Genomic DNA, 23,829 nt, shown 5'->3' with positions numbered 1-23,829 from the left:
GGGTAAACTCGGTGCCAGTTTTTCCAGACGAGATGAATTAATGAGAAGAGCAGTGATCACCGGTATCGGCGTCATCTCCAGTATCGGCAACAACCAGGAAGAAGTGCTGGCCTCCCTGAAAGCAGGCAAATCCGGCATCACCTATTCCGAGCAGTTTGAGCAATACAACCTGCGTAGCCGTGTCTGGGGTAACATCAAACTCGATCCGTCGGAACTGATCGATCGTAAAGTCATGCGTTTCATGGGTGACGCCGCGGCCTACGCCTACCTCTCCATGCAGCAGGCCATCGAAGATGCCGGCTTGCCGGAAGAGATGGTGTCCAACGAGCGTACCGGTATCGTGACCGGCTCCGGTGGCGCCTCCGGCAAGAACACTTCGGAGTCCGCGGACATCGCCCGTGAGAAAGGGGTCAAGCGCGTGGGTCCCTACATGGTGCCGCGCACCATGTCCTCCACCACCTCTGCCTGCCTGGCGACCCCGTTCAAGATCAAGGGTGTCAACTACACCATCAGCTCCGCCTGTGCGACCTCTGCTCACTGCATCGGTCATGCCATGGAACTGATCCAGCTCGGCAAGCAAGACATCGTCTTCGCTGGCGGCGGCGAGGAGCTGGACTGGTCTTCCACCATCCAGTTTGACGCCATGGGCGCCCTGTCCACCAAGTACAACGACACCCCGGAAAAAGCCTCCCGCACCTATGATGCGGATCGCGACGGCTTCGTCATCTCCGGTGGCGGCGGCATTCTGGTGGTCGAGGAGCTGGAACATGCGCTGGCCCGTGGTGCGCACATCTACGCCGAGATCACCGGTTATGGCGCAACCTCAGACGGTTACGACATGGTGGCACCGAGCGGTGAAGGCGCCGTGCGTTGCATGAAGATGGCGATGCAGGATGTCGGCAAGGTGGATTACATCAACACCCACGGTACCTCGACTCCGGTCGGCGATACCAAGGAGCTGGAAGCCATCCAGACCCTGTTTGGCAGCAGCGCGCCTAAGCTCTCCGCCACCAAGGCCATGACAGGGCACGCCCTGGGCGCCGCCGGTGTGCACGAGGCCGTCTACTCCCTGTTGATGATGAAGCACGGTTTCATCGCCCCCAGCATCAACATCGAGACCTTGGACGAGAAGGCTGTCGGTCTGCCCATCGTACGCGAGTACGAAACCGCGGATCTCAATACCGTCATGTCCAACAGCTTCGGCTTCGGCGGTACCAACGCCTCCCTGGTATTCAGCAAGTTCAAGGCTTGATGTTCACCGGGTTGACATAGAAAAAGGCGCCGAAAGGCGCCTTTTTTATTGGCCGTCAACATCCGTTGAAACGTGTTTATGAGCTGTCGCGAGAGGTCGTCAGCAAGGTAAAGAGCAGCGCAGGAACCGGAGTTTATAACCATAAATGAGGATTCTGAGCAGCACATGAGCCTTGATCACGGCTTCGCAGCAAGATCTAAACAGGTTTCTAGACCGGTTCGGCCAGCGGCAGCCGCATATAGATGGCGCCATCCCCGTATTCATCCAGCGACTTCAGGGTCGCGGCAGGCAGAAAGCCCTGCTTGCGCCAGAAGGCGGGCGCATCTTGCACCGCCACCAGACCCGCATGCTCATAACCTTCATCACAGGCAAATTCGAGGGCGGTGGCCAGCAGCCGCTGACCCACGCCAATCCCCCGTGCCTCACCGGCCACGGCCAGATCGTGCAGATAGAACTCCTCATCACCGGCCAGCGTCTGCATGGGCACGGAGAGGGGCGGCGGCTGATGGGCGCGCCAGGGATGACAGAGCAGATAGCCGAGCACCTTGCCCTGGCGTTCGGCGACCCAGCAGCAGGCCGGAGCGAGCTCTGCCTTGTTGCTCATCACCTCGAGTGGCTCGGGATCCAGCTGGTGATAACACTCGCGCTGGATGTCCATGATGGCGGGCCAGTCGATGGCTCGGATGGTTCGGATGTTAATCATAACCTGGCACGCTGATGCAGTGAGTCAATCCATGACGGGACATCAGGGTAGCATAAGATGCTGATAAATTGAACTGGCAAGGTCTATTTGACGCCCAGTATCTCAGCGGTCGGCCTGCTTGCTCACGACCTTGATCAGCTGGTAGCGCACCGAGGAGGCGTCGGCTGGCACGTCGGTCAGCTGCTCCTTGGAGACTTCCAACTCATAGTTGTAGCCAGGCTCGAAGTTGAAACCCTCGATCTGCTGGTAGAAGAAGCTCCAGCTCTCGCCGGGTTGGCCGCGGACCTGCATGCACTTCATGGGGGCGACCCCGATGCAATCGGCCAGCTGGCTCTTGATGTAGAGGGTCTCGGTGGCCGGGGTACTTTGACAGGCGCTGAGCAACAGGGCAGAGCAGAGCAGGAGAGGGGCTTTCATGATGGTGTGTCCTTGACGTAAAAGGGCGCGATTAAACCCTCAAATGAAAAGGCGGTCAATGACCGCCTTTGTAACAAACCATGTCAGTGATTAATTCAGCGCTGATCGAGCGGGGTGAATTCCCGTTGGGGCAGGCCGGTGTAGAGCTGACGTGGGCGACCGATCTTCTGATCCGGATCTGAGTGCATCTCGTTCCAGTGGGCGATCCAGCCGATGGTACGGGAGATGGCGAAGATCACGGTGAACATGGACATGGGGATGCCGATGGCCTTCATGATGATGCCGGAGTAGAAGTCCACGTTCGGGTAGAGCTTCTTCTCGATGAAGTAGGGGTCCGACAGCGCGATGCGCTCCAGCTCCATGGCCACTTCCAGCAGCGGATCCTTGATCTGCAGCTCTTGCAGCACCTCGTGGCAGGTCTGACGCATGACCTGGGCGCGGGGATCGTGGTTCTTGTAGACCCGGTGGCCGAAGCCCATCAGACGGAACGGATCGTTCTTGTCTTTGGCCTTGGCGATGAACTCGGGGATACGCTCCACCGAGCCAATCTCTTCGAGCATCTTCAGGCAGGCTTCGTTGGCACCGCCGTGAGCCGGACCCCACAGGGAGGCGATCCCGGCGGCGATACAGGCAAACGGGTTGGCACCGGAGGAGCCAGCCAGACGCACGGTGGAGGTGGAGGCGTTCTGCTCGTGATCCGCATGCAGGGTGAAGATGCGGTCCATGGCGCGTTCGACGATGGGGTTGACCTTGTACTCTTCGGTCGGCACACCAAACATCATGTGCAGGAAGTTGCCGGCATAGGAGAGGGCGTTACGCGGCTGCATGAACGGCTGACCGATGGAGTACTTGTAGCACATGGCGGCCAGGGTCGGCATCTTGGAGAGCAGACGGAAGGCGCAGATCTCGCGATGCTCTTCGTTGTTGATATCGAGGGCATCGTGATAGAAGGCGGACAAGGCACTGACCACACCGCACATGATCGCCATGGGGTGGGAGTCACGACGGAAGCCGCGGAAGAAGAAGGCGATCTGCTCGTGCACCATGGTATGGCGGGTGACCAGGCGTTCAAATTCCGCGTATTGGGTCTTGGTGGGCGCCTCGCCGTACAGCAGGATGTAGCAGACTTCGAGATAGCTGGCCTGGGTGGCCAACTGGGCGATGGGATAACCACGGTGCAGCAAGACACCCTGATCTCCGTCGATATAGGTAATGGATGATTTACAAGCGCCGGTGGCCATAAAGCCGGGATCAAAGGTGAAGTACCCTTGAGCGCCCAGTTTTCTGACATCGATGACATCGGGGCCGACGGTACCGGACAGGATCGGTAGTTCTACCGGCTCTTTTCCGGGCAGATGTAGGGTGGCTATTTTATCAGCCATAGCACGTCTCCTTTGCTCTTTTATAATTTGGTTCCAGTCCTACTTTATTACGACTTTCATGACGCTGGCAAAGGTTCTTATCCCGTACCGCGGCGGCTGGAGCGCCTTATTTGAACCAGAGAACCACCTTCTTGTCAATTTTCTTGAATGATCATTAATGACTTGTTAAAGCGGTTGTGAGATCTGGTTTACGGTTTTGGGTTTTCTGTGTAGCTAATTGATTGTCATTGGTTAAGGCCGCCGATATACTGCGCCTCGTGGGTGATGGCCGTCGGTGTTTGAAACGCTTTCGCAAAGCCAGATGTGATATGAAGAATGTTATTTTTGGCTTTCCCGAGTTGTTTTGGTAACAAAAACCTAACAAACGCCACTCCTAGCCCTCAAAGCGTGTGAAAACAATAACTAACGTGCTCAATGGAGCTGAGTGGGCAAAGCCGTGAAAAATAAACAGAGACCTGTAAACCTCGACCTGCAAACGATCAGCTTTCCTGTCACCGCCATCGCTTCCATCTTGCATCGTGTCTCAGGGGTCATCACCTTTGTGGCGCTTGCCATCTTGCTGTGGATGCTTGGTACTTCACTCTCCTCTCCCGAAGGATTCGACGACGTCGTTGCCATCATGGACAACTTCCTGGTCAAGTTCGTGTTGTGGGGGATCCTGACTGCGCTGGCTTACCACATTGTGGGCGGTCTGCGTCACCTGGTCATGGACATGGGGCATTGGGAAGAGCTGGACTCCGCTAATCAGAGTGCCCGTGTGGCCTTCGTGATTACCGGGATCTTGGCGGTATTGGCGGGGGTACTGGTATGGTAACCAATTCTGCAACTTTCGGGCGCAGCGGTGTTCATGATTACATCCTGATCCGCGCCACCGCCCTCATCATGACGGCTTACGTCCTCTACCTGGTTGGCTTTGTCGCGTTCAACGACATCAGCTACGAAGTGTGGACCGGCTTCTTCGCTAAAACCTTCACCAAGGTCTTCACCCTGCTGACGCTGCTGTGTGTCCTGATCCACGCCTGGATCGGTCTGTGGCAGGTGCTGACCGACTATATCAAACCGGTAGGACTGCGCGGTGCGCTGCAATTCGCCCTGGTTGTGGTGCTGTTTGTCTATCTGATGACTGGTTTCGTCGTGCTGTGGGGGGTGTAAGGTGACTATTCCAACTCGTGAATTTGATGCGGTCGTGATCGGTGCCGGCGGCGCCGGCATGCGCGCCGCGCTGCAGATTGCCCAGTCCGGCAAGAGCTGCGCCCTGTTATCCAAGGTTTTCCCGACCCGTTCCCACACCGTTTCCGCCCAGGGCGGGATCACGGTTGCGCTGGGCAATGCCCATGACGACAACTGGCAGTGGCACATGTATGACACCGTCAAGGGCTCCGACTACATCGGTGACCAGGAAGCGATCGAATACATGTGCAAGACGGGCCCGGAAGCCGTCTATGAGCTGGAGAACATGGGTCTGCCCTTCTCCCGCTTCGACAACGGCTCCGTCTATCAGCGTCCGTTTGGCGGTCAGTCCAAGAACTTCGGTGGTGAGCAGGCGGCCCGTACCGCAGCCGCCGCCGACCGGACCGGCCATGCCCTGCTGCATACCCTGTATCAGCAGAACGTCAAGAACAAGACCACCGTCTTCTCCGAGTGGTATGCGCTGGATCTGGTGAAAAACCAGGATGGCCATATCGTTGGCTGTACCGCCATCGACATGGAGAGTGGTGAAGTCGTTTACTTCAAGGCCAAGGCCACTGTGCTCGCCACCGGCGGCGCCGGTCGCATCTATCAGTCCACCACCAACGCCCACATCAACACCGGTGACGGTGTCGGCATGGCGCTGCGCGCCGGCGTCGGTGTGCAGGACATGGAGTTCTGGCAGTTCCACCCGACCGGCATCGCCGGGGCAGGGGTGCTGGTGACCGAAGGTTGCCGCGGTGAAGGCGGCTATCTGCTCAATAAGGATGGCGAGCGCTTCATGGAGCGTTATGCGCCCAACGCCAAGGACCTGGCCGGTCGCGACGTGGTGGCTCGCTCCATCATGATCGAGATCCGTGAAGGCCGTGGCTGTGACGGCCCCTGGGGTCCGCACATCAAACTCAAGCTGGATCACCTCGGCAAAGAGGTCCTTGAGTCCCGCCTGCCGGGCATCTGCGAGCTGTCGCGCACCTTCGCCCACGTGGATCCGGTCAAGGAACCCATCCCCATCATCCCGACTTGCCACTACATGATGGGCGGCGTGCCGACCAGCGTGAACGGTCAGTGCCTGACTCAGGACAAGGATGGCAACGACGTGCCGGTGGTCGGTCTGTTCGCGGTGGGCGAAATCGCCTGTGTGTCCGTGCACGGCGCCAACCGTCTGGGCGGCAACTCGCTGCTGGATCTCATCGTGTTTGGCCGCGCTGCCGGCATGCACCTGGTGGAAACCTTGGGGACGATGGAGCACGGGCGCGATGCCTCCGAGGCTGATTTGGACGCCGCCCTTGCCCGCTTCAATCGCTGGGAAGCAAACCGCGACGGGGAAGACCCGGCCCAGATCCGCAAGGATCTGCAGACCTGCATGCAGAACAACTTCTCGGTGTTCCGCGAAGGGGATGCCATGGCAGAAGGGCTGGCCGAGCTGAAACTCATCCGTGAGCGGCTCAAAAATGCCCGTCTTGACGACACCTCCAAGGAGTTCAACACCCAGCGCATCGAATGCCTGGAGCTGGACAACCTGATGGAGACGGCGTTTGCCACTGCGGTCGCGGCCAACTTCCGCACCGAGAGCCGTGGCGCCCACAGCCGCTTCGACTTCCCGGAGCGGGACGATGCGGGCTGGCTGTGCCATAGCCTCTATCACCCGGATACCGAGTCCATGACTCGTCGCGCTGTCAACATGTCTCCGAAAACGCGCGAGGCATTCCCACCCAAGGTGCGGACCTACTGATGATGGAGCCAAAGGCAATGCGGGTCACATCATCGATGTATCGCTGCATTTGCCGGTCTGTGAAGAGGTGGGAGCCACTCCCATCTCTCTCATCCAAGGTGCGGATTTAACGTTTGCGGAGCCAAGTACAATGAACGTCACATTCTCAGTCTACAGATACAACCCGGATGTTGATAACGTCCCGTACATGAAGGATTATCGTCTTGATATTCCTGAAGGTTCCGACATGATGGTGCTCGATGCACTGATCCAGCTGAAAGAGCTGGATCCCACGCTCGCCTTCCGCCGCTCCTGCCGCGAAGGGGTCTGTGGATCCGACGGTCTCAACATGAATGGCAAGAACGGTCTTGCCTGCATCACCCCGCTCTCCGATCTGCTGAAGAAGGGCAACAAGGTCGTCATTCGTCCCTTGCCCGGTTTGCCGGTGATCCGCGATCTGGTGATCGACATGACCCAGTTCTACACCCAGTGGGAGAAGGTCAAACCCTTCCTCATCAACGATGAAAAACTGCCGCCGGTGCGTGAGCACCTGCAATCCCCCGAAGAGCGCGCCAAGCTGGATGGTCTGTACGAGTGTATTCTCTGTGCCTGCTGCTCCACCTCTTGCCCCTCCTTCTGGTGGAACCCGGACAAGTTCATCGGCCCGGCCGGGCTGCTCGCCGCCTATCGTTGGCTGGCTGACAGCCGCGACACCGCCGCCGCTGAACGACTGGGTAACCTGGACGACGCCTTTAGCGTGTTCCGCTGCCACGGCATCATGAACTGCGTGAACGTCTGCCCCAAAGGCTTGAACCCGACCAAGGCCATCGGTCAGATCAAGTCGATGTTGCTCAACCGGGCTGTTTAGTATCAGGGCAGGGCGCCTGGCGCCGGGCCCGCCTCTGGATAGCCATCCCACACCCCGTTGGATGCGGGATGGCTATGTAAACCCTACCAGCTGCGCAAGCGGCGACAAGATGTACAAGGGATAGAAATGCATAACGGCGTGATGAAGGCCTGGTTGGAGTCATCTCACCTGGCTGGTGCGAATGCAAGCTACATTGAGGATTTGTACGAATCCTTCCTGGAAAACCCCGACTCCGTGGCCGATGAGTGGCGCAGCCTGTTCCAGCAGCTGCCCCAGGTCAATGGTCATGCGGTCGAACAACCCCATTCCCAGGTTCGCGATTATTTCCGCCGCCTGGCCAAGGACCCTTCCCGTTACAGTGCCCCTGTCACCGATCCCCAGGTGGATGCCAAGCAGGTGCGAGTACTGCAACTGATCAACGCCTTCCGTTTCCGTGGCCATCAAAACGCCAATCTGGATCCGCTCGGCCTCTGGGCACGTGAAACCGTTGCCGAACTGGATCCCGCCTTCCATAACCTGCAGGGCGCAGACATGGAGACCACCTTCAATGTGGGCTCCTACGCCATCGGTCGCGAGACCATGGTGCTCTCCGATCTCTACGCCTCGCTCCAGAAAACCTATTGCGGCAGCATAGGTGCTGATTACATGCACCTCACCTCCACCGAGGAGAAGCGCTGGCTGCAAGACAGACTCGAGTCCATTGAAGGTACGGGCAGCTACAGCACCGAGGAGAAGACACGCTTCCTCGAGAGCCTGACCGCCGCCGAAGGGCTGGAAAAATACCTGGGCGCCAAATTCCCGGGGGCCAAGCGTTTCTCTCTGGAAGGGGGCGATGCCATGGTACCCATGCTCAAAGAGCTGATCCGCCGCGCCGGTGAGCAGGGCTGCAAAGAGGCCGTCATCGGCATGGCCCACCGTGGTCGCCTGAACGTGCTGATCAACGTGCTCGGCAAGCGGGCGCAGGAGCTGTTCGACGAGTTCGCTGGCAAGCATGGCGAATCCTGGGGCACCGGGGACGTGAAGTACCACATGGGCTTCTCGTCTGACTTCGCGACCCCGGGCGGCAACGTCCACCTGGCGCTGGCGTTCAACCCGTCTCACCTGGAAATCGTCAACCCGGTTGTCATCGGCTCGGTGCGCGCGCGCATGGACCGACGTGGCGACAAGGATGGCTCCAGCGTCTTGCCCATCACCATTCACGGTGACTCGGCCATCGCTGGTCAGGGTGTGGTGGCTGAAACCTTCAACATGTCCCAGACCCGTGCCTACGGCGTCGGCGGCACGGTGCGCATCGTCATCAACAACCAGGTTGGTTTCACTACTTCCAACATGCGTGACGTGCGTTCTACCGAATATTGTACTGATATTGCCAAGGCAGTGCAGGCACCTGTGCTGCACGTCAACGGCGACGACCCCGAAGCCGTGGTGCTGGTGACCCAGATTGCACTGGATTACCGCAATACCTTCAAGCGCGACGTGGTGATCGAGCTGGTCTGCTACCGCCGTCACGGTCACAACGAGGCCGACGAGCCGAGTGCGACCCAGCCGCTGATGTACCAGAAGATCAAACAGCACCCGACCCCGCGCAAGATCTACGCCGATCAGCTGATCGCCGAAGGCTGTGTCAGCCCCGAACTGGTCACCGCCCAGGTCAACGACTATCGCGATGCCCTGGACAAGGGGGAGCGGGTGGTCAAGGAGTGGCGTCCGATGGAGCTGCACTCCGTCGACTGGACGCCGTATCTCGGCCACGACTGGGCCATGACCTTTGACAGCACTGTGACCATGGATCACCTCAAGTCCCTGGGCGAGCGCATCAGTCAGTACCCGGCGTCGCACACCCTGCAACGCCAGGTCGAGAAGATTTACGAAGACCGCCGGCTGATGGCCGCGGGCGAGAAGCTGCTGGATTGGGGCTTTGCCGAGACCCTGGCCTACGCCACCCTGGTGGACAAAGGTTCACGCATCCGCATCACCGGTCAGGATTCCGGCCGTGGCACCTTCTTCCACCGCCACGCCGTGCTGCACAACCAGAACGATGCCAGCACCTACACCCCGCTGTGCAACATTCACGACGAGCAGGGTCCGTTCGAAGTCTATGACTCCGTGCTGTCCGAAGAGGCGGTGCTGGCGTTCGAATACGGTTACGCCACCACAGAGCCGACCGGCCTGACCATCTGGGAAGCGCAGTTTGGCGACTTTGCCAACGGTGCCCAGGTGGTGATCGACCAGTTCCTCTCCTCCGGTGAGCAGAAGTGGGGCCGGATGTGCGGTCTGACCATGTTGCTGCCCCACGGTTACGAAGGCCAGGGCCCTGAGCACTCCTCCGCCCGTCTGGAGCGTTACCTGCAGATGTGCGCCCAGCACAACATGCAGGTGGTGGTGCCGTCCAACCCGGCGCAGGTGTTCCACATGCTGCGTCGTCAGGTGGTGCGCCCGATGCGCCGTCCGCTGATCGTGATGTCGCCCAAATCCCTGCTGCGCCACCCGTTGGCGGTGAGCAAGCTGGAAGAGCTGGCGGAAGGCACCTTCCAGAATGCCATCGGCGAGATCGATGCGCTGGATCCGAAGGGTGTCAAACGCGTGGTGTTCTGTTCCGGCAAGGTCTACTACGACCTGCTCGATGCCCGTCGCAAGGCCGAGCAGCAAGACGTGGCGCTGGTGCGGATCGAACAGCTTTACCCCTTCCCGGAAGAGGAAGTGCGCGCCATCCTCGCCGATTACGCTCACGTCACCGACTACGTCTGGTGTCAGGAAGAGCCGCAGAACCAGGGCGCCTGGTACAGCACCCGTCATCACTACGATGGCGTGCTGCCAAGCGACGCGCGTCTGCGCTATGCCGGTCGCCCGGCCTCGGCCTCACCCGCGGTCGGTTACATGTCTGTCCACACCAAGCAGCAGAAAGCCTTGGTGGAAGATGCTCTGACGCTGTAATACGCCGCTGCATGGCACTGGTAAGAACACTTTCTTCGCAATAAGCCTGCGGGCATAGAAGTAAACAAGGAACTGATTACATGACTATCGAGATCAAGGTACCGGACCTGCCCGAATCAGTGGCAGATGCCACCATCGCCACCTGGCACAAGAAACCGGGTGATCTGGTTGCCCGTGACGAAGTGCTGGTTGACATCGAAACCGATAAAGTCGTGCTGGAAGTCCCCGCGCCGGAAGCCGGCGTGCTGGGTGACATCCTGCAACTCGAAGGCGCGACCGTGCTGTCCCGCCAGCTGATCGCCATGCTCAAACCCGCCCCCGTGGCCGGTGAAGAGACCAAGGAGAAGCCGGTGGAAGCCGTGGCTGATGACAGCACCGACGGCATGAGCCCGTCCGTGCGCCGTCTGGTCGCCGAGCACGCCATCGATGTCGCTAAGTTGAGCGGCACCGGCAAGGGCGGCCGCGTCACCAAGGAAGACGTGGAAGCCTTTATCAAGAACCTGGGCAAGGCGCCTGTGGCTGCCCCTGTTGCCGCTGCGCCTGTCGCGCCGATCGCCCCGCTGGCCGGTCGCACCGAGAAGCGCGTGCCGATGACCCGTCTGCGCAAGCGCATCGCCGAGCGTCTGTTGGAGGCGAAGAACACCACCGCCATGCTGACCACCTTCAACGAGATCAACATGGCGCCGATCATGAAGCTGCGTAAGCAGTACGGCGAGATCTTCGAGAAGAAGCACGGCATCAAGCTCGGCTTTATGTCCTTCTACGTGAAGGCAGTGGTGGAGTCCTTGAAGCGCTACCCGGAAGTGAATGCCGGGCTGGATGGCGATGACATCGTCTATCACAACTACTTCGACGTCAGCATCGCCGTCTCCACCCCCCGTGGTCTGGTGACCCCGGTGCTGCGTGACTGCGACAACATGAGCCTTGCCGACATCGAGAAGGCCATCAAAGACCTGGCTGGCAAGGGCCGCGACGGCAAGCTGACCGTGGATGAACTGACCGGTGGCAACTTCACCATCACCAACGGTGGTGTGTTTGGCTCCCTGATGTCCACCCCGATCATCAACCCGCCGCAGAGCGCCATCCTGGGGATGCACAAGATCCAGGACCGCCCCATGGCGGTGGACGGCAAGGTCGAGATCCTGCCGATGATGTACCTGGCCCTCTCTTATGACCACCGCATCGTCGACGGTCGCGAGTCGGTGGGCTTCCTGGTCTCCATCAAGGAGCTGCTGGAAGATCCGACCCGTCTGTTGCTGGACGTCTGAGTCGCAGGATGAGGATCGCCGAGGCGCCAGACGCCCCGGTCGATCCGACTCAGCGTCGATTGAACGTTTGAGCGAAATTAGAAAGATAACGAGGGGCCCTCGAGGCCCCGTTTACAGGGGATTGAGAAACAACGAGCCCCGGACGGAAACACCTACAACACGGATAGAGCATCTATGAATCTGCATGAATATCAGGCAAAACAGCTGTTTGCCGAGTATGGCCTGCCGGTCTCCGAAGGTTACGCCTGTGCCACCCCGCAGGAAGCGGCCGAAGCGGCCGACAAAATTGGCGGCAACACCTGGGTCGTCAAATGCCAGGTCCACGCCGGTGGCCGCGGTAAAGCGGGTGGCGTCAAACTGGCCAAGAGCAAGGACGAGATCCGTGCCTTCGCCCAACACTGGCTCGGCAAGAACCTGGTGACCTATCAGACTGACGCCAACGGTCAGCCGGTCACCAAGATCCTGGTGGAGTCTTGCACCGACATCGCCAAAGAGCTCTATCTGGGCGCCGTGGTCGATCGTGGCAGCCGCCGCGTGGTGTTCATGGCCTCAACCGAAGGTGGCGTGGACATCGAGAAGATTGCCCACGAGACCCCGGAACTCATTCACAAGGCGGCCATCGATCCGCTGGTCGGCCCGCAGGCTTACCAGGCGCGCGAGCTGGCCTTCAAGCTGGGTCTGGTCGGCGATCAGATCAAGCAGTTCACCAAGATCTTCATGGGTCTGGGTCAGATGTTCCTGGATTGCGACTTTGCGCTCTTGGAAATCAACCCGCTGGTCATCACCGACAAGGGCAACCTGCATTGCCTGGACGGCAAGATCAACATCGATGCCAACGCCCTGTACCGTCAGCCCAAACTGCGTCAGATGCACGATCCTTCCCAGGATGACCCCCGCGAAGCGCACGCCGCCCAGTGGGAGCTGAACTATGTGGCCCTCGATGGCAACATCGGCTGCATGGTCAACGGCGCCGGTCTGGCCATGGGCACCATGGACATCGTCAACCTGCACGGCGGCTCACCGGCCAACTTCCTGGACGTCGGCGGCGGCGCCACCAAGGAGCGCGTGACCGAGGCGTTCAAGATCATCCTGTCTGACAGCAAGGTGCAAGCCGTGCTGGTCAACATCTTCGGCGGCATCGTGCGCTGCGACATGATCGCAGAAGGCATTATCGGTGCGGTCAAGGAAGTGGGGGTCAAGGTACCTGTCGTGGTACGTCTGGAAGGCAACAACGCCGAACTGGGCGCCCGTAAACTGGCCGACAGCGGCCTCAACATCATCGCAGCAACGAGTCTGACCGACGCCGCGCAGCAAGTGGTCAAAGCAGCGGAGGCCAAATAATGAGCGTTCTGATCAACAAAGACACCAAGGTGATCTGCCAGGGCTTCACCGGCGGTCAGGGTACCTTCCACTCCGAACAGGCGATTGCCTACGGCACCCAGATGGTCGGCGGCGTCTCCCCAGGCAAGGGTGGCACCACCCACCTGGGCCTGCCGGTATTCAACACAGTGCGTGACGCGGTCGAAGTGACCGGCGCCACCGCCTCCGTCATCTATGTACCGGCCCCGTTCTGCAAGGACGCCATCCTGGAAGCTATCGATGCTGGCATCAAGCTTATCGTCACCATCACCGAAGGCATCCCGACCCTGGACATGCTGCAGGTCAAGGTGAAGCTGCAGGAAACCGGCGTGCGCATGATCGGTCCGAACTGCCCGGGCGTTATCACCCCGGGTGAGTGCAAGATTGGCATCATGCCTGGCCACATCCACAAGCCAGGCAAGGTCGGCATCGTGTCGCGCTCCGGCACCCTGACCTACGAAGCGGTCAAGCAGACCACGGACGAGGGCTTCGGCCAGTCCACCTGCGTCGGCATCGGTGGTGACCCCATCCCGGGCTCCAACTTCATCGACATCCTGGAAATGTTCCAGAACGACCCGCAGACCGAAGCCATCGTGATGATCGGCGAGATCGGCGGCAGCGCCGAAGAAGAGGCCGCGGCCTACATCAAGGCTCACGTCACCAAGCCGGTGGTCTCCTACATCGCGGGTGTTACCGCCCCGGCTGGCAAGCGCATGGGTCATGCGGGCGCCATCATCGCCGGTGGTAAAGGCACGGCAGCAGAGAAATTTGCCGCCCTGGAAGATGCCGGCGTAAAAACCGTGCGCTCCCTTGCCGATATCGGCAAAGCCCTGCGTGAAGTGACCGGCTGGTAAGTCTTTCAGCCCGTTACTTCTGCTAAAAATGCCGCCCTAGGGCGGCATTTTTTATGGGATGAACACGTTGGTGTCGCGCCGCTCGGCGCCAATCGGCGTTATTTCCCGTTTTGTGGGGGATACCGGGCTGGTGAGGTGGCCGGAAGGATGGAGCCAAGATCCGGTCTGATGAGCAATAGCCTGAGGCCTGAGAGGGGCCCTGGGGAAGCTGCCAGGGCTGTGCACTTAATCGGTTAAAACAGCAATCTCCTGCTGGTCATGCTGTGGGAGGGTGGCGGCAAAGTTATTACGACCACCTCCTTTGCCATAAGGATGCTCCATTCCTCCAGATGGGAGGGTACCTCCAGCAGCGGGGGCTTCTCCCGGAAAATCCGAGGAGGAGCAGGACGCGAGCAATAGCGGAGCCGCTATTAGCAACGCAAGTTTCAACGTCTTCATGACAACGTCCTCTGTCCAGCTAACGGGCTGGACTTGCGACTAATCAGTGTAGGTCCAGTTGATGGGGCACAGTGGGTCAACGGGCATGAGCACTGTAGCCATTGGAGGCTTGCTGACGGGAATCTTTTACGAATTCAACGGCCAGAACCTCACTGCAAATTTGCCAAAAAATGCGTGGATATCGTTAAGGTGATTCGTTATCGGTTGTTTAGATGCCGCGCCGACCTAACACTGAGCCAGTCCGGTGAACTTCGCCGATTGAAAGCTGATCCACTCAGGCAAGGGGGAATGGGTTCTGGGCGTGGTCTCGTCTTTCGCTGACTCGACCACCCTCGACAGGCCTGGCAGGTTGGCGCTGAACGCAGCGATGCTCAATGTGTATCCACCATTTTCGACCTGTCTGCTGCTTTGGGTTCTCCCCATCTAACTTGAAAAATCGGGCCAAAAAGCGTATAACCACGCGCTTTCCTGGTCTATTTAGCGAGCCCCTTCCATGCAGCAAGTCGAAAAAATACAGCCAACTCCTTTTTGGCAGGAAAAGACCCTGCAGCAGATGACCATGGCCGAGTGGGAGTCCCTGTGCGATGGCTGCGGCAAGTGCTGCCTGAACAAGCTCATCGACGAGGATACCGAGGAGCTGGTGTTCACCAACGTCGCCTGCAACCTGCTCAATACCAAGACCTGCCAGTGCTCCGACTACGGCAACCGCTTTAAAAAAGAGCCAGACTGCCTGCAGATCACCGTCGACAAGATTGCCGAGTATGACTGGCTGCCGTCGAGCTGCGCCTATCGCCTGCTGGCGGAAGGGGATACCCTGCCTGTCTGGCATCCGCTGATCACCGGCAGCCGCAGCGCCATGCACCAGGCTGGCCAGTCGGTGCGCGGCAAGGTAGTCCACGAGGCGCAGGCTGGCGATTGGGCTGACCATATCATTACCTGGGCGAGCTAAGCCTTAAATCGCCGTTTATCGCTGACAATAGGGGCAGGGGAGTGAGACTCCACTGCCCCTGTTTTTTATGGCATATAAATGATGAGTTTTTGGCGGCAAAGGCAGTTTAAAGCTTCATGATGAGAAAAGCAGCATAGGGTCGCGAGAGGTCGCCCCTAACGCCGACAGTCTCCGTTAAACCGCTTCCAGATAACAAGGGCAGCAGAGTTCACACTCTGCTGCCCTTGTTGCTTTCTGGCGTCTTGTAGCGATGTAGAGTGGTTTCCCCTCACCCTAGCCCTCTCCCAAGGGGAGAGGGAATAGATCGAGGTTTCTAGGCAAAGCCCGTGGTGGCCGAGCATGGTTCTGCTCTGCTTTTCTGAGTACCTGAGTACCTGAGTACCTGAGTACCTGAGTACCTGAGTACCTGAGTGCCTGAGTGCCTGAGTGCCTGAGTGCCTGAGTGCCTGAGTGCCTGAGTGCCTGAGTGCCTGAGTCCTTGTGAGCGCATCGGTGCATAAAGCGGAGGAGGGGGGTGGAGAGGGGTGTGATGGGCGTTAACGCCTGGCCAGAGCCTGCGGGTCAGAACCAATGAATCAGCGGGCCAACGCCAGTGGAACTGTACGGTGGCAACCGGCTCGGCGACCTGCAAACAGCCATAAAAAAACCGGCGCCTGGGCGCCGGTTTTTGTTCACCGAGACTCTATTACAGAGAGGCGGTGAAGGTACGGGTGATGACGTCTTGCTGTTGCTCTTTGGTCAAAGAGTTGAAGCGAACGGCATAACCGGATACGCGGATGGTCAACTGCGGATATTTTTCCGGGTTTTCCATGGCTTCCAGCAGCATTTCACGGTTCATCACGTTGACGTTCAGATGCTGACCGCCTTCCAGGTTGGCTTCATGGTGGAAGTAACCATCCATCAGGCCAGCCAGGTTGGCTTTCTGAGATTCCATGTCTTTACCCAGCGCGTTCGGCACAATGGAGAAGGTATAGGAGATACCATCTTTGGCGTAAGCGAACGGCAGCTTGGCAACGGAAGTCAGTGAGGCAACCGCGCCCTTCTGGTCACGACCGTGCATCGGGTTGGCACCTGGGCCAAACGGTGCGCCGGAGCGACGGCCATCCGGAGTGTTACCGGTCTTCTTGCCGTACACCACGTTGGAGGTGATGGTCAGCACGGACTGGGTCGCCACGGCGCCACGGTAGGTGTTGAGCTTCTGAATTTTCTTCATGAAGCGCTCGACCAGGTCACAGGCGATGTCATCGACGCGAGCGTCGTTGTTACCGAACTGCGGGTATTCACCGTCGATTTCGAAGTCGATGGCAACGCCATCTTCGTCACGAACAGGCTTGACCTTGGCGTACTTGATGGCAGACAGGGAGTCAGCCGCAACAGACAGACCGGCGATGCCGCAAGCCATGGTGCGATAGACGTCACGGTCGTGCAGCGCCATCAGGGAGGCTTCGTAGCTGTACTTGTCGTGCATGTAGTGGATGATGTTCAGGGCGGCGACGTATTGCTTGGCCAGCCAGTCCATGAAGTGATCCAGACGGTCCATCACGTCGTTGTACTCGAGGTACTCACCCTTGACCATTTCGGTCTTGGGACCGACCTGGATCTTGAGCTTCTCGTCCATACCGCCGTTGATTGCATACAGCATGGTCTTGGCCAGGTTGGCACGAGCACCGAAGAACTGCATCTGTTTGCCGATGATCATCGGGGACACGCAGCAAGCGATGGCGTAGTCATCGTTGTTGAAGTCCGGACGCATCAGGTCATCGTTCTCGTACTGAACGGAAGAGGTCTCGATGGATACCTTGGCGCAGTACTTCTTGAAACCGACCGGCAGCTTCTCGGACCACAGGATGGTCAGGTTCGGCTCAGGGGACGGGCCCATGGTGTACAGGGTGTTCAGCATACGGAAGCTGTTCTTGGTGACCAGGGTACGGCCATCAACGCCCATACCGGCCAGGGTCTCGGTCGCCCACATCGGGTCGCCGGAGAACAGTGAATCGTATTCTGGGGTACGCAGGAAGCGAACCATACGCAGCTTCATGACCATGTGGTCCATCAGCTCTTGGGCTTCTTGCTCGGTGATCACGCCTTTTTTCAGGTCACGTTCGATGTACACGTCCAGGAAGCTGGAGGTACGACCGAAGGACATGGCGGCACCGTTCTGGGACTTGACTGCCGCCAGGTAGGCGAAGTAGGTCCACTGTACGGCTTCTTTGGCATTCTTGGCCGGAACGGAGATGTCGCAGCCGTATTTGGCAGCCATCACCTTCATCTGGGCCAGGGCACGGTGCTGCTCGGAGATCTCTTCGCGCAGACGGATGGTGGCTTCCAGGTTGACACCGTTTTCGAGGTCAGCTTGCAGGGACTTGAACTGGGCCAGTTTATCGGCCATCAGGAAGTCGATACCGTACAGGGCAACACGACGGTAGTCACCGATGATACGGCCACGGCCGTAGGCATCCGGCAGACCGGTGATGACGCCAGACTTACGGCAGTTCAGGATGTCCTTGGTGTAGACATCGAACACGCCCTGGTTGTGGGTCTTGCGGTATTCGGTGAAGATCTTCTCGACCATGGGGTCAAGTTGACGGCCGTAGACTTCGCAAGAGGTCTTGACCATCTTGATACCGCCGTTGGCGATGATGGCGCGCTTGAGCGGCTTGTCAGTCTGCAGACCGACGATTTGCTCCAGGCTCTGGTCGATATAGCCGGCATCGTGAGCGGTAATGGTGGAGGGCAGGTCAGTATCAAAATCGACCGGCGCGTGAGTGCGGTTCTCGATCTTGATGCCTTCCATGACCTTGTCCCACAGCTTGGTGGTAGCTTCGGTCGCGCCAACCAGGAAGGACTCGTCACCTTCATACGGGGTGTAGTTCTTCTGGATGAAGTCACGGGTGTTGACAGAGGTCTGCCATTCACCGGCTGCGAAGCCTTCCCATGCTTTTTGGAACTGTTCGTTAAGTTCTGCCATTTTCATTACCTCTCAAGGTATTTATGTGTCTGCCGCCATCCTTAATGATGGCGACGGAAGATAAACCAGTAAGTCAAACCAACCATCACGCCACCACCAATGATATTACCTATGGTGACCGGAATGAGGTTGTGTAGAACGAAGTTGGATACGGTCAGGTCGGCGAAGGTTGCCGGATCCTGGCCGATGGCCTGCCAGAATTCCGGGCCTGCTACCGCGTGGATGGCGATGCCGACCGGGATCATAAACATGTTGGCGATGCTGTGCTCAAAACCGGAGGCCACGAACATGGCGACGGGGAGCAGCATGACCATCACCTTGTCGGTCGCACTGCGGGCACCAAAGGCCATCCACACGGCGAGACACACCATGAGGTTGCAGAGAATACCGAGGGCAACGGCCTCGAAGAAACTGTGGTGGATCTTGTGCTGGGCGACTTTCAGGGCATTCAGGCCCCACTGACCATCCGCCGCCGTGTATTCGGCCGACATGATGATGAGCGCCACCACGATGAGACCGCCAATCAGGTTACCGAAGTAGACCAGGCCCCAGTTCTTGAACAGCTGAGCCCAGCTGATGCGGTTGGCGGCCTTGGCGACCAGGGTCAAGGTGGTGGAGGTGAACAACTCGGCACCGAGCAGCACGCAGAGAATGAGGCCCAGAGAGAAGCACAGACCGCCAACGAGTTTGGACATGCCCCAGGACATGCCATTGCTGCCGGTGGTGACGGTGATGTAGAACACGAATGCGAGGGCGATGAAGGCGCCTGCGGTGATGGCCAGGGGGATGACCTTGTATGCGGGCTTGGTGGCCTTGGCATAGGTAATGTCTTCAGCCAGGGCGGCGATGGCTTCGGGCTTTAGACAATCAAAGGGAGATTCTGCTTTCAATTCTCATGTACCTGCATATTTTGCCTGTGGAAATCATAACAAAGGGCCTGATCGCCAAAATTGACTCGGATCAAGAATTACATATTGTGAATGTAATTTTACTACAGAAAATTGAGCCCTCCGGAAGCTTGACTTTACACCCGATTTCATGTGAAACAGAATCAGTGTTGTTTTTAACGTCATGATTTTAAACAGTTTATAATTATTTTTGGCAAAAATATATCGGCAAGATATGTTTGCAGCAACGCAGCACATACCGGGCCCTGTTAACAACCCCCTAAGAGGTATTTTTTGTTTTTTATTTCATCCCTGAAAAACAACCAGCCAAAGCGTAGACCATAAAACAGAAGGGGCCATCAGGCCCCTTCGTTAGATTACCACATCAGGCCCAAGAATGGGCTCGTTTGGCCTTCTGTAACTTCTCATAGGCCGCCAGCAGCTTCTGGTGCAGCGGGAACTGGGACAGGGACAGATCCGCGCTCTCCAGCCCGTGGAAGCGAGCCTCGCCACTGGCGTGGGCCCACGCCTCGGCCAGGGTCGCTTCACCGAACATGCGGCTGAACACCGGGCGGTACTGCTCGGGGTCACGCTCTTCGTCCAGGAACAGCTCGACGCAGGCACGCAGGGCGCGGTAGTAGTTGGCGCGATCGCTTGGGAACACCGACTGGTTGAACTCCATGGTCCAGTCGATGAGATCCAGTGCGCTCTCCAGCTCACCGGCGGCCAGCGCCAGCATGGCTTTCAGCTCGCCGACCCGCAGGGTGTGCAGGGCGGTGCCCTTGGCGGCGGCGATGCCGAGCAGCTCACGCACCCGGGTGCGCTCGTCGTGGCCTTCTTCATCCAGCTGATCGAACAGCGCCATGTATTGCTCGGCGTCCCACTCCAGGGACGGCAGCGCCAGGATCACTTCCCGCAGGTGCGCGCCCATGGTGTTGTTGGCCAGCAGCAGATCCTCGACCGGATAGATGTCGGACATGCCGGGCACCAGTATGCGACAGGCGTAGACACCAAGGTGCTCGTAGTCGGCGATGTACACTGGCTGCTCCAGCTCGTGGAAGATGCCGATCAGGTGATCGAACTCTTCCTGGGAGCTGCCACGGAAGTCCCAGTCGGCGAACTCGAAGTCCGCATCCTGCTTGAACAGATCCCAGCTGATGAGACCGGAGGAGTCGATGAAGTGAGTCTCCAGGTTGTGGTGATCCGCCACCTGCTCGTTATCAAACGAGGGCGGCACGAATACGTCCAGATCCTTCAGGCCACGGCCCTGCAAGAGCTCGGTGACGGTGCGCTCGAACGCCACTTCGAAGCGCGGGTGGGCACCGAAGGAGGCAAAGCAGGTGCCGTTGCTCGGGTTGAGCAGCACCACGCAGATGACCGGATAACGACCGCCCAAGGAGGCATCGAAGCTGTAGATGGGGAAGCCTTCGGCTTCGAGCGCCGCTATGGAGGCGGCAATGCCGGGGTAGCGGGCAATCACGTCGCTCGGAATTTCCGGCAGGCTGATGGCTTCGGCGATGATCTTGTTCTTCACGTGGCGCTCGAACACCTCGGACAGCCCCTGGGTGCGGGCTTCGGTCTTGGTGTTGCCGGCGCTCATGCCGTTGGAGACATAGAGGTTGCCGATGATGTTCATCGGGATGTAGACGGTCTGGTGATCGGACTGGCGCTCGAACGGCAGCGCGACGATGCCGCGGCCCTCGTTGCCAGATTGCAAGTCCACCAGCATGTCGGCGGTCACTTCCCCGTCTGGGTTGTAGAACTTGCGGGTGAAGCTGTCGAGCAGACCGGTGGGCAGCTGATCCCCCTCGATGGGGAACCACTTCTCGTTCGGGTAGTGAACGAAGTCGCCGTTGGCGACCTGCTCGCCCAGATAGAAGTCGGCGAAGAAGTAGTTGGTGGAGAGGCGCTCGAAGTATTCACCGAGGGCGGAGGCGAGCGCCGCCTTCTTGCTGGCACCCTTGCCGTTGGTAAAGCAGAGGGCGCACTCCTTGTCGCGGATATGCACGGACCAGACGTTGGGCACGGGGTTGAGCCAGGAAGCCTCCTCGATATCAAACCCCAGGGCCTGCAGCTTGGTCTGGAAGCGTTCGATGGAGTCTTCCAGCGCCGCATCCTTGCCGGGAATAAAAGTGTGGTCGGTCATCACAATATCCTGATTTTATTGACTCATGTTAGGCCGCAGATAATAGCATGAGTCGGCGGAGAAGCGGCGAGGACAATCCCATGGCAGGGGCGCTGCGCGCTGCTATCGACGCCCGATATGCCGGTTCTTCATTAGTTTCTCTAAACAATATTAAGAAAAAGTAGTTTTTTTTATGGCTCGTTACCGGCCATGATTGGGCGCCACTTGCTTTGGCAGGGGATAAGCGCCACACGTTGCTGCGGGTCGCACCCTGATTACCGCCGCCAGAGCCAATTTATCGGGAGTTGCTATGCCATTTATGACACCACAGATCGATGCCGAGGTAACCAGCCTGGCGCCGGGATTTCGGGCCCTGAGCATTCTGGTCGAGGGGGCCACCATCGTCGATGCCGAGGTCGGTACGCGAGCGCTGGCACGGGCCTGCCAGTCGGTGGCGGCGGGGGAGGCGCCCTGGGCGCAGGATCACCTCAATGCCTGGGACGAGGTGTTCAAGCGCTTCGGTGCCAAGCCCCAGCGTTTTCCTTGCTCGGCCCAGGCCCTGCGCAAGCGGGTGCTGCGGGACGGCGCGCTGCCTTGCATCGATCCCGTGGTGGATCTCTACAACGCCATCAGCATCGAGTACGCCATCCCGGTCGGCGGCGAAGATCTCACCGCCTATGAGGGGGCACCGCGCCTCATCGTCGCCGATGGCAGCGAGCTGTTTGACACCATGAAAGAGGGAGAGCCCGCTCATGAGAGCCCGGAGCCGGGGGAAGTGGTGTGGCGCGACGACAAAGGGGTAACCTGCCGGCGCTGGAACTGGCGCCAGGGGGTCAGAACCCGGCTCAGTGCCGAGTCCGGCCAGATGTGGTTCATCCTGGAGAGCCTGCCGCCGATGCCGCTGGCGGCACTGCAGGAGGCCGGCGATCGGCTGATCGAGGGGCTGAGACAGATGATGCCGGAGGCCCGCATCGAGCATGAGCTGATCGGCAGCCTGGCGGAGGCATAAAGCTTCCGAGGCGTAAGTAAGCTAAGCGGCGTAATAAAGGCAAGAAGAAGATGGCCACCCTGGGTGGCCATGTTTATATGCGCGGATCGCGGATATCAGCTCGGGGCTTGCCGAGCGTCGACCCCTCGATAACGGCAGCATAGAGGCAGATAAAGATGCTGATTTCTGTTAATTAAACAGATAAAGAAGGATGTAAAAGCGATCCAGGCAGTGATATATCGGCATGTTATTACGCCGGTCGGCACGGGTCAGGCCGAGGAGCGGGGGATGGAGAAGGGGAGCGGTGAGCCCGATCCCCTCTCTTTACTTAGCCGATAAACTTCAGCCCCAGGATGCCGCCCACGATCAGCGTCAGACAGAGCACCCGCGCCAGGGTAGCGGGTTCGTTGAACAGCCAGATCCCCATCAGCACGGTGCCGACGGCGCCGATGCCGGTCCAGACCGCGTAGGCGGTACCGAGCGGCAACTGTTTGACCGCCATGGCGAGCAAGAACACGCTCACCCCCATGGCAGAGAGGGTCAGCAGGGTGGGGAGGGGACGGCTGAAGCCGTCGGTGTATTTGAGGCCTATGGCCCAGGCGACCTCGAACAGGCCAGCCAGTAGCAGGAGTAACCAGGGCATGGTGAATTCCAGCGGGCAGGGTCGTCCCTGCGGGAGGAGGTGCCTCGGGGTCGTCCCCGAGGGGCAGCAGGGCTGCCAACCTGCCCCATCATGCCCCAAAGGGGGCCTGGCTGCCAAGGGCCGCCGACGGCAGGGGAGGGTCGCTGCATATTGCACCAATCGACACAGAATATTGCGCAATTCGACTTGCGCCTGTCGCCACAATCCGTAATGTGGACAGACGCAGTTTTTGCAAACATTCTTGTGACTAACTTGTGAACGGACCCGCGTCCGGCAAGGGGTTACGCACAGTGACACACAGTTTCTTTAGCAGCTATCCAGGGTAGGACATTATGAAAAAAGTAGGTTTGGTCGGTTGGCGCGGCATGGTGGGTTCGGTCTTGATGAGCCGGATGCAGGAAGAGAAAGACTTTGCCCGTATTCAGCCCACCTTCTTCACCACCTCCCAGGCCGGTGAGGCCGCCCCCAACTTCGGCGTCGATGCCGGCACCTTGCAGGATGCCTTCGACATCGAGGCGCTGGCCGCGCAGGAGATCATCATCACCGCTCAGGGCGGCGACTACACCAAGGATGTTTATCCGCGCCTGCTGGCCGCCGGCTGGAAAGGCTACTGGATTGATGCCGCTTCCTCCCTGCGCATGGACAAAGACGCGGTCATCATTCTGGATCCGGTCAACGGCGACGTGATCGACAAGGCGCTGGCCAAGGGCGTCAAGACCTTCGTCGGCGGCAACTGTACCGTCAGCCTGATGCTGCTGGCCCTGGGCGGCCTGTTCAAGGCCGACTTGGTGGAGTGGGTGAGCGTGGCGACCTATCAGGCCGCTTCCGGTGGCGGCGCCCGTCACATGCGCGAGTTGGTCACCCAGATGGGGCTGCTGCGTGACGAAGTGGCGGT

Annotated in this window: 20 protein-coding genes; 12 read left to right on the top strand and 8 right to left on the bottom strand. The window is 59.1% G+C overall.

Translation table 11 applies throughout. From position 1 onward, the window contains the following. The first annotated feature begins 40 nt into the window (after positions 1-40). The gene (gene fabB / locus BN1137_RS18510) at positions 41-1,252 is read left to right on the top strand and encodes a beta-ketoacyl-ACP synthase I (RefSeq protein ID WP_050720004.1); all 1,212 of its coding nucleotides are present in this window, start codon (positions 41-43) and stop codon (positions 1,250-1,252) included. A 208-nt stretch (positions 1,253-1,460) separates the two neighbouring features. Here the strand turns inward: fabB and BN1137_RS18505 are convergent, their stop codons facing one another. The 3 genes from BN1137_RS18505 to BN1137_RS18495 all read right to left on the bottom strand — a co-directional run bounded on the left by BN1137_RS18505 (position 1,461) and on the right by BN1137_RS18495 (position 3,754). Further along, positions 1,461-1,955: a GNAT family N-acetyltransferase gene (locus tag BN1137_RS18505; RefSeq protein WP_050720003.1), complete on the bottom strand. Its 495-nt coding sequence runs from the start codon at positions 1,953-1,955 to the stop codon at positions 1,461-1,463. Between the two features lie 102 nt (positions 1,956-2,057). Beyond that, positions 2,058-2,372 carry a DUF4377 domain-containing protein gene (locus BN1137_RS18500; protein WP_050720002.1) on the bottom strand — a complete coding sequence of 105 codons (315 nt, stop codon included), beginning with the start codon at positions 2,370-2,372 and terminating at the stop codon, positions 2,058-2,060. A 95-nt stretch (positions 2,373-2,467) separates the two neighbouring features. After that, positions 2,468-3,754 (bottom strand): citrate synthase, encoded by a 1,287-nt coding sequence (locus tag BN1137_RS18495; protein ID WP_050720001.1) that lies wholly within the window; start codon positions 3,752-3,754, stop codon positions 2,468-2,470. Between the two features lie 424 nt (positions 3,755-4,178). Here BN1137_RS18495 and sdhC point away from each other — a divergent pair, with 424 nt between their 5' ends. The 8 genes from sdhC (at position 4,179) to sucD (ending at position 13,936) form a co-directional block, all read left to right on the top strand. Continuing rightward, positions 4,179-4,568, top strand: a complete 390-nt coding sequence (gene sdhC / locus BN1137_RS18490; protein WP_050720000.1) for a succinate dehydrogenase cytochrome b556 subunit — start codon at positions 4,179-4,181, stop codon at positions 4,566-4,568. Continuing rightward, positions 4,562-4,906 carry a succinate dehydrogenase, hydrophobic membrane anchor protein gene (sdhD, locus tag BN1137_RS18485; protein WP_005310895.1) on the top strand — a complete coding sequence of 115 codons (345 nt, stop codon included), beginning with the start codon at positions 4,562-4,564 and terminating at the stop codon, positions 4,904-4,906. The genes sdhC and sdhD overlap by 7 nt, the downstream gene beginning before the upstream one ends. A 1-nt stretch (position 4,907) precedes the next feature. Continuing rightward, positions 4,908-6,674: a succinate dehydrogenase flavoprotein subunit gene (gene sdhA / locus BN1137_RS18480; protein WP_050719999.1), complete on the top strand. Its 1,767-nt coding sequence runs from the start codon at positions 4,908-4,910 to the stop codon at positions 6,672-6,674. Positions 6,675-6,804: 130 nt separating this feature from the next. Next, positions 6,805-7,521: a succinate dehydrogenase iron-sulfur subunit gene (locus tag BN1137_RS18475; RefSeq protein WP_050719998.1), complete on the top strand. Its 717-nt coding sequence runs from the start codon at positions 6,805-6,807 to the stop codon at positions 7,519-7,521. 126 nt (positions 7,522-7,647) lie between these two features. Further along, positions 7,648-10,455, top strand: a complete 2,808-nt coding sequence (gene sucA / locus BN1137_RS18470) for a 2-oxoglutarate dehydrogenase E1 component (RefSeq protein ID WP_050719997.1) — start codon at positions 7,648-7,650, stop codon at positions 10,453-10,455. 80 nt (positions 10,456-10,535) lie between these two features. Continuing rightward, positions 10,536-11,723, top strand: a complete 1,188-nt coding sequence (odhB, locus tag BN1137_RS18465) for a 2-oxoglutarate dehydrogenase complex dihydrolipoyllysine-residue succinyltransferase (RefSeq protein ID WP_050719996.1) — start codon at positions 10,536-10,538, stop codon at positions 11,721-11,723. 174 nt (positions 11,724-11,897) lie between these two features. Next, on the top strand, positions 11,898-13,064 hold the full coding sequence (gene sucC, locus BN1137_RS18460; protein WP_042653609.1) for an ADP-forming succinate--CoA ligase subunit beta: 1,167 nt from the start codon (positions 11,898-11,900) through the stop codon (positions 13,062-13,064). Next, a complete protein-coding gene (sucD, locus tag BN1137_RS18455; protein WP_050719995.1) occupies positions 13,064-13,936 on the top strand; it encodes a succinate--CoA ligase subunit alpha in 873 nt (290 codons plus the stop codon). Before sucC ends, sucD begins: the two co-directional genes overlap by 1 nt. A gap of 225 nt (positions 13,937-14,161) precedes the next feature. On the opposite strand, the gene BN1137_RS22590 is transcribed toward sucD, so the two are convergent. Then, a complete protein-coding gene (locus BN1137_RS22590; RefSeq protein WP_157433836.1) occupies positions 14,162-14,374 on the bottom strand; it encodes a hypothetical protein in 213 nt (70 codons plus the stop codon). A 493-nt stretch (positions 14,375-14,867) separates the two neighbouring features. Here BN1137_RS22590 and BN1137_RS18450 point away from each other — a divergent pair, with 493 nt between their 5' ends. Further along, on the top strand, positions 14,868-15,323 hold the full coding sequence (locus BN1137_RS18450; RefSeq protein ID WP_050719994.1) for a YcgN family cysteine cluster protein: 456 nt from the start codon (positions 14,868-14,870) through the stop codon (positions 15,321-15,323). A gap of 685 nt (positions 15,324-16,008) precedes the next feature. Here BN1137_RS18450 and pflB read toward each other — a convergent pair. The 3 genes from pflB to ycaO all read right to left on the bottom strand — a co-directional run bounded on the left by pflB (position 16,009) and on the right by ycaO (position 21,324). Next, complete coding sequence (gene pflB / locus BN1137_RS18445) at positions 16,009-18,291, bottom strand: formate C-acetyltransferase (protein ID WP_050720119.1); 2,283 nt, start codon at positions 18,289-18,291, stop codon at positions 16,009-16,011. 41 nt (positions 18,292-18,332) lie between these two features. Next, a complete protein-coding gene (gene focA / locus BN1137_RS18440) occupies positions 18,333-19,181 on the bottom strand; it encodes a formate transporter FocA (RefSeq protein ID WP_050719993.1) in 849 nt (282 codons plus the stop codon). Positions 19,182-19,563: 382 nt separating this feature from the next. Then, entirely contained in the window at positions 19,564-21,324 is a 1,761-nt protein-coding gene (gene ycaO, locus BN1137_RS18435) for a 30S ribosomal protein S12 methylthiotransferase accessory factor YcaO (protein ID WP_050719992.1), read from the bottom strand. 289 nt (positions 21,325-21,613) lie between these two features. Here ycaO and BN1137_RS18430 point away from each other — a divergent pair, with 289 nt between their 5' ends. Then, the gene (locus tag BN1137_RS18430; protein WP_050719991.1) at positions 21,614-22,312 is read left to right on the top strand and encodes a B3/B4 domain-containing protein; all 699 of its coding nucleotides are present in this window, start codon (positions 21,614-21,616) and stop codon (positions 22,310-22,312) included. A 307-nt stretch (positions 22,313-22,619) separates the two neighbouring features. Here the strand turns inward: BN1137_RS18430 and sugE are convergent, their stop codons facing one another. Further along, entirely contained in the window at positions 22,620-22,934 is a 315-nt protein-coding gene (sugE, locus tag BN1137_RS18425) for a quaternary ammonium compound efflux SMR transporter SugE (RefSeq protein WP_050719990.1), read from the bottom strand. A 332-nt stretch (positions 22,935-23,266) separates the two neighbouring features. Here sugE and BN1137_RS18420 point away from each other — a divergent pair. Then, the coding region (locus BN1137_RS18420; protein WP_157433845.1) for an aspartate-semialdehyde dehydrogenase at positions 23,267-23,829 on the top strand (563 nt) is incomplete at its 3' end.

This window comes from Aeromonas tecta (assembly GCF_000820185.1).
Classification (GTDB): Bacteria; Pseudomonadota; Gammaproteobacteria; order Enterobacterales; family Aeromonadaceae; genus Aeromonas; species Aeromonas tecta.
This window is presented reverse-complemented; position numbering and strand designations above follow the sequence as displayed.